Source organism: Caulobacter segnis, from assembly GCF_003243465.1.
Classification (GTDB): Bacteria; Pseudomonadota; Alphaproteobacteria; order Caulobacterales; family Caulobacteraceae; genus Caulobacter; species Caulobacter segnis_A.
In genome coordinates, this window is sequence record NZ_QFQZ01000024.1 from 45,561 (window position 1) to 55,629 (window position 10,069).

The window sequence follows — 10,069 nt, forward strand, 5'->3', positions numbered from 1 at the left end:
GCGTCAGTTGCCGACCGCGACCGTGTTGTCGTCGCCGTTGCGGTCGATCACCGTGTTGTAGGGATCGATCCCCGCGAACCTAGGCTTCCCGGCCACGGTGAAGGTGAAAGTCTGCACGCCCGAGCGGATCGGACGCCGCTGGTAGACCAGGACATCCTTGGCGCCGAACCCCTTGTCGCCCGGCTTGGCGGTGAAAACGCCAATATCCATCGCCTCGTTCAGAGCCGCGGCGCTCTCCTTGCCCTTGCCATCGGCGTACTTCTTCTGGGCGTCCACGGTGATCGTGACGTCGAACTTCCCATCGGGACGCGCCTTCACCGAAGCGCTCTTGGCCTTGAGGTCATAGAGCGTGATCTTCTCGAAGAGATCGGTGATCAGCGCCTGCTTGTCCGCCGGCGCCTCGGCGCGGAGATAGGTCAGGAAGTCCGTGGTGATCGGATAGGGCGCGCCCTTGAAGGCATACTGAGCGATCAGCTTGCGCAGCGCGCGATTGACGGTCTCCTCGCCCAGCTCGTTCTGCAGGCGGTACATGACCAGCGAGCCCTTGCGGTAATAGACGTAGGGCTGGCTCTCGACCTTGGCCAAGGGCTGTTCGTCGATCACATCGCCGCCGCGGGCGCGCAGGTAGCTGTCGAGCTCGAATTTCAGGAACTTGCGGATCTGGTCTTCGCCATAGGCGTGCTTCATGACCATGAGCGCCGAATACTGGGCGAAGGTCTCGCTCAGCATGGCGCCGCCCTGCTGGTCCGCGCCGATCACCTGGTGAGCCCACCATTGGTGGCCGATCTCGTGCGCCCCGACATAGGTGACCATGTCGATCTTGGACGGATCGCGATAGTCGGAGATGAAGAACAGACCTTCCGACCATGGGATGGTGCTGGCGAACGACTGCGCGAACTGCTCGTAGTCCGGGAACTCCTGGAAGCGCAGCTGGCGGAACTGGTAGGGGCTGAAATTGGCCTGGAAGTAGTCCAGGGACCGCTTCATCGCGGTCTTCATGCGCTCGATGTTCCAGGGGTGCTGCGCGTCGTAGTAGACCGCCAGGTCCACGCCCTTGTAGAGCTCGCGCGACACCTGGTAGCGCGCCGACTGGATCGAGACGAACGGCATGATCGGCGCCTCGGTCACGAAGCGCGCGACGCGGCGACCGTTCTTCAGCGTCTCCGAAACCTTGTAGCCCGGCGCGATCGGCGTCTGGTCGGCTTCGGTCGAGACCGTGATATCGGAGCTGACGAAGTCGGCGTCCTTGCGCAGGCCGTTGAACTGCCGGGACGGGATATCACCCAACTTGGCCATGCGGCGCTCGGCTGGCAGGCCGTATTTGCGGCGCTTGGCGCGGTCCTGCAGCAAGCCCTCGCGCGACATGCCCAGGATCGGCGCAATCTCGAAATTGTTGATGAAGGTCCCATTGTCGACGACCCGGCGTTCCTGGCCGCTGTTGGGGAAGCCGCGCTGGGCGCGCAGGGTGATGAAGCTCATCTTGCGACGCTCGCCGGGCCGCATCGGCGTATCGAACGCGAAGATCCGGTAGTTGAAAGCCTCGAACGTCTTCTTGGGACGCGCGCCCTCGATCGACAGCCCCTTGACCTGCAGGTCGCGGTCGAACCGGACGTGGATTTCCTTCAGCGGCTCGCTGGTCTTGTTCTCGATGACATACGAGCCCTTGGTCTCGATGCTGGGCGCATGCGGGCGCAGATCGACGTCGAGCGTCATCGCCACGATCTTCGGCTGGGGCGTGTTCTCGAACGGAAGCAGGGTCTTCTCGTAGTCGGCCTGCCACTTTTCGTTGTCGATCTTGGTGCGGTAAGGATTCCAGACGTTCGTGTTCACGTAGATGTAGCCGCCGGCCGCTGCGAAAACGACGATCGAGACAGCCATCAGGAGCCCCGCCGCGCTGTTCAGCCGGATGGGCAAGCGGCGAAGACGCGGCAGAAGCCGGCTCTCGGTCCCCCGACGCCACAGGGCGTAGGCCAGCACCATCAGGACCAGGGCGAAGGCGCTCCAGTAGACGCGGAGCCACCAGGCTCCGATCCAGAACTTCCCTTCGCCGTTCATGTCCGAGAACGGCGTCGCTGTCACCGCGCCGTAGTTGTAGAGCTTATGCTCGAAGCCCAGGTTCACGAAGGTGATGGTGGTGACCAGGTAGATCACCATCAGTCCCCAGCCGATGAACTTGTGTGGGCTTATCGCCTGCAGGAACACGGCGAGGACCGCCAGCAGGATCCAGTCCACCGACTGCGGCAGTAGATACCACAGCAGATACTTCTGGAACTCGAAGTTGAAGTAGCCGTGCAGCGCCTGGCTCAGCACAGCCGCCACGACGCTGATCAGGAGGGTCGAGATCAGCACCAGGCTGATCGCCAGGGTCTTGGGCGCGACAAACGCCCAGTCAGGCACGGGGGTGGCGTCGATGATCTCGTGGGTCTTTCGCTCCCGTTCACGCCAGACCAGCTCGCCGGAATAGTAGATGGCGATGATGATCGGGATCAGGCTGAACGAGCCCATCAGGGGCTCAAGAAGAACGCGCGTGACGGGATAGATCACCCCGCCATAGGTCCCGGCCTCCGTCGCGAACCACAGAGAGCCCATGGCGTTCACGAGGCCCAGGAACAGCAGCACGAAATATGCGGGACTCTTGAACACCTGGCCCATGTCGAGCCGCGTGCGCACCACCAGCTGAGCCAAAGCCGTCCGTCGATCGAAACGCGGCGCCGGCAGGGGCCCGCTTCTCGGCGGGGGCATGGCGTCGTCTCGCACGGCCTTCGCCGCCTTGCCCTTACGTCGCCCAGACAGGTCCGCCGATTGGAACCGGAAGAGGCCGTAGGCGAGCGCCAGGAAACCCATCGCCAGAGCGACGGCGAAGGCACGGTTGAACAGGAGAGCGCCGGTTAGGGCTGGCACGAGACTGTTTCGCTCGCTGGCCGTCCAGTAGCGCGTGGCCTGACCGAAGGCGGATGCGCCCAGCGGCTCCCAGTAGGCGGCGATCTTCGCATACTCCGGCCGACGCAGCGCGATGCCGGCGATGATCCAAAGCACGATGAAGGCGATGACGCCGACGTAGGTCCACATCATCGATCGGGTGACCGTGGCCAGCGCAAAGAACAGCGCCGAGGTCAACAGGATCGACGGCAAGGCCAACGCGAAATACGAGAAGAGGTAGGCGTGGAGATCGTTCGGCCCCAGACGTTCGGGGTCGATCCAGGGCATGAAAGATCCCAGCCAGATCGCCAACGGCACGACCAGGAACGAGATCGCGGCCGCGAGGAAGGCTCCGGTGAAACGGCCGTACAGATAGTCGAACTTGCCCACGCGCGTGGAGCGCAGGATCGGCCCGAAACCGGTCTCGTCATCTCGCACGACGACGTTGGCCACGAAGGCCGTGGTCACGAACATGTAGAAGATCGAGAGAATGATATGGGTCTGGGCGATGGCGAACGGCGCGTTCTTGTGGATGTTGCCGCCGCCGCCGATGCGGATCTGGTCGATCGTCGCCGCCCCGAAGGTCAGCAGGAAGAAGATGGTCGCCACCACCCAGAAGACGGGGGACTTCAGTTGATAGCGGAGCTCGAAGCCCGCGATCTTGCGAAACATCGGCCGCCCTCCGTCAGGCCGCGCGCCGCGTGGTCGAGAGGGTGGAGAAATAGACATCCTCCAGCCCGCCCTCGACCGACGTGAAGCCGTCGCCCGGATTGTCGTCGGACTCGATGTGGATGACGGTGCGCCCGCCCAGCAGACGCGTGGAGATGACCTTGTAACGGGCCTTGGCGGCCTCGAGCTCGCTCTTGTCGATGATCTTCTTCCAGATCCGGCCCTTGAGCTTGGCCACCAGATCGGCCGGCGCGCCCTCGCTGACGATGCGCCCGTCGCAGATGATCGCCATGGCCGGGCAAAGGTCGGAAACGTCCTCGACGATGTGGGTCGAGAGAATCACCACCACGTTCTCGCCAATCTCGGCCAGCAGATTCAGGAAACGGTTGCGCTCTTCGGGGTCGAGCCCCGCCGTGGGCTCGTCGACGATGATCAGGCGCGGATCGCCGATCAGGGCCTGGGCGATCCCGAACCGCTGACGCATCCCGCCGGAGAAGCCGGCGATGGCCTTCTTGCGCACGTTCCAGAGGTTTACCTGGTTCAGCAGGTGCTCGACCGTCGCCTTGCGGTCCTTGGCGTCCGCGACGCCTTTCAGCACCGCCATATGGTCCAGCATGTCGTAGGCGGAGACCCGGGGATAGACACCGAAATCCTGCGGCAGATAACCCAGCGTCCGACGCAGCAGCTCCGGCGTCTTCAGGACATCGATGTCGCCGAAGCGGATGTGGCCGGAGGTTGGCGCTTGGAGGGTCGCGATGGTGCGCATCAAGGTCGATTTACCCGCGCCGTTCGGCCCCAGTAGGCCGTACATCCCGCGCGGGATCGTCAGATTGACCTCGTTCAAGGCTTTGACGCCGTTGCCGTAGACGTGGGTTAAGTTCTCGATGATCAGCATGAACGTTCCAAGGCCCCCGAACTCCGCCCGAATATCCCCGCACCGTCATGACTCGGCGGCCTTGATAGGGGCAAGTGAAAGAACGTTTAGGCGCGCTTCAACCAAGCCCTTTTGACCGTTCGGCGGCTTGGGGCCCGCCTCTCGGGGCGCCGACGAAAGGGTTTTTACGCGGCCGGTTTGGGTCTACAGGAATCGCCATGACCCCTTACGCCTTTCCCCCGCACGCCCTTCCGACGGTCCCGGTGGAAGGATCTGACGCGGTCTTCCCGGTCCGCAGAATCCTTTGTGTCGGCCGAAACTACGCCGCGCACCGGCGGGAGATGGGCGGCGACGAACGCGATCCGCCGTTCTTCTTCGCCAAGCCGGCCGACGCGATCGCCCCGGTGCGCTCGGAAATCCCCTACCCGCCCGCGACCAGCGACCTGCATCACGAGATCGAGCTCGTGGTGGCGCTGAAGGCGGGCGGCGCGGACCTGACGCCGGAGCAGGCCTTGGCTTGCGTGTTCGGCTATGCGGTCGGCGTCGACCTGACGCGGCGCGACCTGCAGGGCGCGGCCAAGGCCAAGGGTCAGCCCTGGGAGGCCGGCAAGGCGTTCGACGCCAGCGCGCCGATCAGCGCGATCCGCGTGATGGGCGAGCCCGCGCCACAGGCTCTCGTCAGCCTCTCGGTCAACGGCGCCGAGCGTCAGCGTGGACAGATCGGCGACATGATCTGGAACATCGGCGAGGTGATCGCCAAGGCCAGCGCGCTTTGGACCCTGGCGGCCGGCGACCTGATCTTCACCGGCACCCCCGAGGGCGTCGGCGCGATCGCTCGCGGCGATCTTGTGACCGGCGAGGTCGAGGGCGTGGGCCGCCTGGAATTCACCCTGGTCTGAGGCTGGAATGAAACTCGTCCTGCACAGCGCCAAGCGCGCGAGCGCGCCGTATCGGGTGCGGATCGGCCTGAAGCTTAAGGGGCTCGACTTCGAGCTGCGCCCGGTCGATCTGGTCACCAACGCCCACCAGACCGAGGACTATCGCAGCCTCAACGCCCAGGCGCTGGTCCCGACGCTGGAGGTGGACGGCCGCGCGCTGACCCAGAGCCTGGCGATCCTGGAATGGCTGGACGAGGCCTTTCCCGAACCCCGTCTTCTCCCGACCGATCCCTTCGACCGGGCGACGGTGCGGGCGATGGCCGAGATCATCGCCTGCGACATCCATCCGCTGAACAACCTGCGGATCCTGCGGGCCCTGACCGCGCTGGAGATCGATGAAGCCCAGCGCAACGCTTGGGCCAACCGATGGATCTCCGACGGCTTTTCGGCGTTGGAGCCGATGGTCTCGCGCCACGGCGGCGCTTATGCCTTCGGCGACACGCCGGGTCTCGTGGATTGTCTTTTGGTTCCGCAAGTGTTCAACGCAGGCCGCTTCAACGTCGACCTTTCACCGTTTCCAGCGATCCAGGCCGCCGCCGGTCGCGCGGCGCGGCACCCGGCCATCGCGGCCGCACACCCCGACCATCATCCGGAGCGCTAGATGCTTGAGGACCTAAAAGCCAGGAACGCCGCCTGGTCGAAGAGCAAGACCCAGGTCGATCCGGATTTCTTCAAGCGTCTGGAAGGCCAGCAAAGCCCGGAATATCTCTGGATCGGCTGCAGCGACAGCCGCGTCCCCGCCAACGAGATCGTGGGCCTGGATCCGGGCGAGCTGTTCGTCCACCGCAACGTCGCCAACCTAGCCCCGCCGCAGGACGCCAACTATCTGAGCGTTCTGCAGTTCGCCGTCGATGTGCTGAAGGTGAAGCACATCATGGTCGTGGGCCACTATGGCTGCGGCGGCGTGGCGGCGGCGATCGACGGACAGCGTCGTGGTCTGGTCGACCACTGGCTGCATCCGATCCGTGAGGTGTGCGCCGAGCATAAGCACGAGCTCGGGCAAATCCCCGAAAAGCGCGCGATGCTGGACCGCCTGACCGAGCTCAATGTGGCTCGCCAGGTGCGCAACGTCGCCGCCGACGTCTTCGTCCAGGACGCCTGGGCGCGCGGCCAGCCGCTCGCCGTTCACGGCTGGGTCTATTCGCTGCACGACGGCCTCGTGAACGACCTCGACATCGGCATCGCCAGTCTCGCCGACTACGAGCGCGTCGTGGCCGAGTCGATGCCTGGCTGAAGACGGACTCGACGTCAGGCGTCGAAGGCGACCACACCCGTGCTCAGGTCATAGCAAGCCGAGACAATCTTCAGCCGCCCTTCTTCGAGCCGTTCAGAAAGCGTCCCGTCAGCCACCTTCAAGCGGTGGGCGATGTCGCGGACGTTCTGGCGGATGGCCGCGTCCTGGAGATCGGCCGGATGCTGCTCTTCGGCCTCCAGGACCGCGGGCAGGATCGGCAGCACCATCTCGTGAAGGGCGCCGTGCAGTTCGGCGTGCTTGGTGGCGACGTCGACGGCCGCCCCGACGGCGCCGCACTTGGTGTGGCCCAGCACGACGACCAGCGGCGCGCCCAGATGCTCGACCGCATAGACGATGGAGCCCAGGCCCTCGCGGCTGACGGTCGAACCGGCCACGCGCACCACGAACAACTCACCCAGGTTGCAGTCGAAGATCAGCTCCGGCGCGGTGCGGCTGTCCGAGCAGCCGATGATCACCGCGAAGGGCTTCTGACCTTTGGACAGCTCCGCCACGCGGACCATGGAAGGCAGGGAGATGTTGGCGCCCCCGCGAGCGAAGATGGCGTTGCCCTGTTTCAGGCGGCCGAGGGCTTCGTCGGGGCTGACGGCCATCGCCTCGTGAGCGGGCGCGGGAGGCGGGGCCGGCTCCATGGGCTTGACCGTCGCCAGCGCCTTGTCCAGGGCGGCCTTGTCGGCGGCTTGGTGAGTCAGCGCCCGTGCGGTGCGGCGGCCCTTCTTGGTCAGGACGCTGGGAGAGCCGCCCTCGCCCTCGGCGAAAGCCAAGGCGGGCGCCGTCGCGCCTAGGAGCGCGCCCAGCAGAAGTCGTCTCGAAACCATCTCGTCCCCCGACGTCGGTCGATGTCGGAGAAACAGCTAGACCACAACGGCTCTAAGGAACGTTAACCGAGCGCTACAGCGGCAATTCAACGCGCTTGACCACCGTGCGCATGGCGATGCTGGAGCTGACTCGAACGACGCCGGGAATGCGCGTCAACTCCTGGGCGTGCACGCGTTCCAGATCATCGACGTCGCGGACCACCAGGCGCAGCAGGTAGTCGGATCCGCCCGTCATCAGATAGCACTCCGCGACCTCGCGGACCCCCGCGATCGCCTTTTCGAAAGCGCTGAGCGCCGACTCCGCCTGGGAGGAAAGGGTGACGGTGACGAAGACGCTGAGCGGCAGGCCGACGGCGCGTTCATCGATCACGGCGGCGTAGCGGCTGATCACCCCCGCCTCCTCCAGCGCCCGCACGCGGCGAAGGCAGGCGGACTCGGACAGATTCACCGCTTCGCCCATTTCCACATAGCTAGCCCTCCCCCGCCTCTGCAGGAGGTGGAGGAGCTTCCGGTCGAAACCATCAAGGCCAGCGGCGGGTTTCATCATGCTTGACCTGTCTCGCGCAGGAATCCTGCACAAGCGTAGCGCTGAGGCATGAAATCACCAAGGACACTGCGCAGGTCGAAGAGCAGAATTCGGGGAAAGCGCCTTTGGAGGAAGCATCATGCGGGTTGGCGTTCCATCAGAGATCAAACCGGGCGAACATCGCGTCGGGCTGACGCCCACGGCCGTCCGGGAATATGTCGGCCACGGCCATACGGTCCTGGTCCAGTCCGGGGCGGGCCTTGGCGCCGGCTATGGCGATGAGGCCTATGTCAGGGCGGGCGCGACGATCGCCCCTGACGCCGCGGCGGTGTTCGCCGGCGCCGACATGATCGTCAAGGTCAAGGAACCTCAGAAGGTCGAGTGGGAGAAGCTAGAACCGCGCCATATCCTCTTCACCTACCTTCACCTGGCGCCCGATCCCGCCCAGACCGAAGGACTGCTGGCCAGCGGCTGCGCCGCCATCGCCTATGAGACGGTCACGGATGCGCGCGGCGGCCTGCCGCTGCTGGCGCCGATGTCCGAGGTCGCCGGCCGGATCGCTGTCTTTTCGGCCGCCGAGACCCTGCTCAAGCACAACGGCGGCATGGGTCTGTTGCTCAGCGGCGTGCCCGGCGTGCCGCCGGCGCGCGTGGCTGTCCTAGGCGGGGGCGTAGTCGGCAGCAACGCCGCGCGCATGGCCGCCGGCCTCGGCGCCGAGGTCGTGGTGCTGGAGCGTTCGATCCCCCGGATGCGCGAGCTGGACGACCTCTATCAGGGCCGTATCCTAACCCGCTATTCGACCTTCGCGGCCGTCGAGGACGAGATCCTCAAGGCTGACGTCGTGATCGGGGCGGTGCTGACGGCCGGCGCGGCCGCCCCGAAGCTGGTGCGCCGCGAACACCTCAAGCAGATGAAGCCGGGCTCGGTGCTGGTCGACGTCTCGATCGACCAGGGTGGTTGTTTCGAGACCAGCAAGCCCACCACACACGCCGAGCCGACCTATGTCGTCGACGGCGTCGTGCACTACTGCGTCGCGAACATGCCGGGCGCGGCCCCGCGCACCTCTTCAGAAGCCTTGGGCAACGCGACCCTGCCGTTCGGTCTGGCGCTAGCGGACAAGGGGCTCAACGCGCTGAAGGCCAATGTGCACCTGGCGCGTGGCCTGAACGTGCTGAAGGGCGAGCTGACCCACCCCGCCGTCGCCGAAGCGCTCGGCAAGGCGTCGATCGATCCCTACGGGGCCTGGAAGTAGGGCCTTGGAGCCGCTTCCCGGTCATAGGCTGGGAAGCGGCGTTCAACTAAGCCGCGAAGCGGGCGATGTCCTGGCGACTGCCGATCAGGTCGAGTACGTCGTTCATGCGGAATCCCGGATCGACGGGATGCAGGGCGTCGTAGACTGAGCGGGCGAAAGCCAGGTCGGCGGCGGTCTTGACCCGCCAGTCCAACCGCGACCAGTCGCGGGGCGCCGTCAGGTGCGCCTGGCTCCAGCGGCCCGGCTGATTGCGGATTGCGGCGGTCGGGGAAATGCGCGCCATCGGATCGCGCTCCTCGGCGGCGGCGGCCTGCAGCGCGCCGGCCTTGATCACCTCGACCTCGAGACCCGCCGGATAGGTGCGCTGGACACGGTTGGACGTGTAGTCGGCGCCGCTGGCCAGGGCCAGACGCACGGCTTCGTCGACAACGCCAGGATCGACGAACGGCGCATCGCCCTTCAGACGGACGACATGGCTGGCCGAACTGATCGTCTCTGCGCATCGCGCGATACGCGCCAGGATGTCGGCGCCCGCGCCGCGATGCACCGTATAGCCGCGCGACACCAAGAAGCCGGCCAAGGCGTCGTCGGCCGCGTCGGCGCTGGTGGCGACAATGATCTTGGAGAGGCGCCGCGCGCTCCGCAGGCGCTCAAGCTGGCGGATGATCATCGGCTCGCCACGCAGCGTGGCCATCGCCTTGCCCGGCAGTCGAGTGGACCCCATGCGGGCTTGCAGCACGGCGAGGATCATGTCGCGTCTCTCCCTCAGTTGGGATCAAGCTAGGCCTTAAGTCTTAAGATCGGAGTGAGCCTTAGGGTTA

The 10,069-nt window shown here is 65.6% G+C and carries 9 protein-coding genes; 4 read left to right on the top strand and 5 right to left on the bottom strand.

Features of this window, described 5'->3' with window-relative positions:
- Positions 1-3 precede the first annotated feature (3 nt).
- Together DI526_RS09860 and DI526_RS09865 are read right to left on the bottom strand one after the other, a co-directional pair.
- Complete coding sequence (locus DI526_RS09860) at positions 4-3,591, bottom strand: M1 family aminopeptidase (protein WP_304277108.1); 3,588 nt, start codon at positions 3,589-3,591, stop codon at positions 4-6.
- 13 nt (positions 3,592-3,604) lie between these two features.
- Positions 3,605-4,483, bottom strand: coding sequence for an ABC transporter ATP-binding protein (locus tag DI526_RS09865; RefSeq protein WP_304277110.1), 879 nt, complete (start codon positions 4,481-4,483; stop codon positions 3,605-3,607).
- A 197-nt stretch (positions 4,484-4,680) separates the two neighbouring features.
- Here DI526_RS09865 and DI526_RS09870 point away from each other — a divergent pair, with 197 nt between their 5' ends.
- Genes DI526_RS09870 through DI526_RS09880 form a run of 3 tightly spaced genes read left to right on the top strand, consistent with a single transcriptional unit; the run spans position 4,681 to position 6,634 of the window.
- Positions 4,681-5,361, top strand: a complete 681-nt coding sequence (locus DI526_RS09870) for a fumarylacetoacetate hydrolase family protein (protein WP_304277112.1) — start codon at positions 4,681-4,683, stop codon at positions 5,359-5,361.
- A 7-nt stretch (positions 5,362-5,368) separates the two neighbouring features.
- Positions 5,369-6,001 (top strand): maleylacetoacetate isomerase, encoded by a 633-nt coding sequence (gene maiA / locus DI526_RS09875; protein WP_304277114.1) that lies wholly within the window; start codon positions 5,369-5,371, stop codon positions 5,999-6,001.
- A complete protein-coding gene (locus tag DI526_RS09880; protein ID WP_304277117.1) occupies positions 6,002-6,634 on the top strand; it encodes a carbonic anhydrase in 633 nt (210 codons plus the stop codon).
- A 14-nt stretch (positions 6,635-6,648) separates the two neighbouring features.
- Here DI526_RS09880 and DI526_RS09885 read toward each other — a convergent pair whose 3' ends face one another.
- On the bottom strand, positions 6,649-7,470 hold the full coding sequence (locus DI526_RS09885; protein WP_304277119.1) for a carbonic anhydrase: 822 nt from the start codon (positions 7,468-7,470) through the stop codon (positions 6,649-6,651).
- A gap of 73 nt (positions 7,471-7,543) precedes the next feature.
- The gene (locus DI526_RS09890; RefSeq protein WP_304277121.1) at positions 7,544-8,017 is read right to left on the bottom strand and encodes an Lrp/AsnC family transcriptional regulator; all 474 of its coding nucleotides are present in this window, start codon (positions 8,015-8,017) and stop codon (positions 7,544-7,546) included.
- A 118-nt stretch (positions 8,018-8,135) separates the two neighbouring features.
- Between DI526_RS09890 and ald the strand changes: the two genes are divergently transcribed.
- Positions 8,136-9,248, top strand: coding sequence for an alanine dehydrogenase (ald, locus tag DI526_RS09895; protein ID WP_304277123.1), 1,113 nt, complete (start codon positions 8,136-8,138; stop codon positions 9,246-9,248).
- A gap of 46 nt (positions 9,249-9,294) precedes the next feature.
- Here the strand turns inward: ald and DI526_RS09900 are convergent, their stop codons facing one another.
- Complete coding sequence (locus tag DI526_RS09900; protein WP_304277125.1) at positions 9,295-9,999, bottom strand: glycosyltransferase family protein; 705 nt, start codon at positions 9,997-9,999, stop codon at positions 9,295-9,297.
- Between the last annotated feature and the right edge of the window lie 70 nt (positions 10,000-10,069).

What these genes read in the sequence shown, in the direction of transcription:
- maiA (WP_304277114.1), top strand. Translation starts at nt 5,369, where the DNA reads ATGAAACTCGTCCTGCACAGCGCCAAGCGCGCGAGCGCGCCGTATCGG.
- DI526_RS09880 (WP_304277117.1), top strand. Translation starts at nt 6,002, where the DNA reads ATGCTTGAGGACCTAAAAGCCAGGAACGCCGCCTGGTCGAAGAGCAAG.
- DI526_RS09865 (WP_304277110.1), bottom strand. Translation starts at nt 4,483, where the DNA reads ATGCTGATCATCGAGAACTTAACCCACGTCTACGGCAACGGCGTCAAA.
- DI526_RS09890 (WP_304277121.1), bottom strand. Translation starts at nt 8,017, where the DNA reads ATGATGAAACCCGCCGCTGGCCTTGATGGTTTCGACCGGAAGCTCCTC.
- DI526_RS09870 (WP_304277112.1), top strand. Translation starts at nt 4,681, where the DNA reads ATGACCCCTTACGCCTTTCCCCCGCACGCCCTTCCGACGGTCCCGGTG.
- DI526_RS09885 (WP_304277119.1), bottom strand. Translation starts at nt 7,470, where the DNA reads ATGGTTTCGAGACGACTTCTGCTGGGCGCGCTCCTAGGCGCGACGGCG.
- DI526_RS09900 (WP_304277125.1), bottom strand. Translation starts at nt 9,999, where the DNA reads ATGATCCTCGCCGTGCTGCAAGCCCGCATGGGGTCCACTCGACTGCCG.
- ald (WP_304277123.1), top strand. Translation starts at nt 8,136, where the DNA reads ATGCGGGTTGGCGTTCCATCAGAGATCAAACCGGGCGAACATCGCGTC.
- DI526_RS09860 (WP_304277108.1), bottom strand. Translation starts at nt 3,591, where the DNA reads ATGTTTCGCAAGATCGCGGGCTTCGAGCTCCGCTATCAACTGAAGTCC.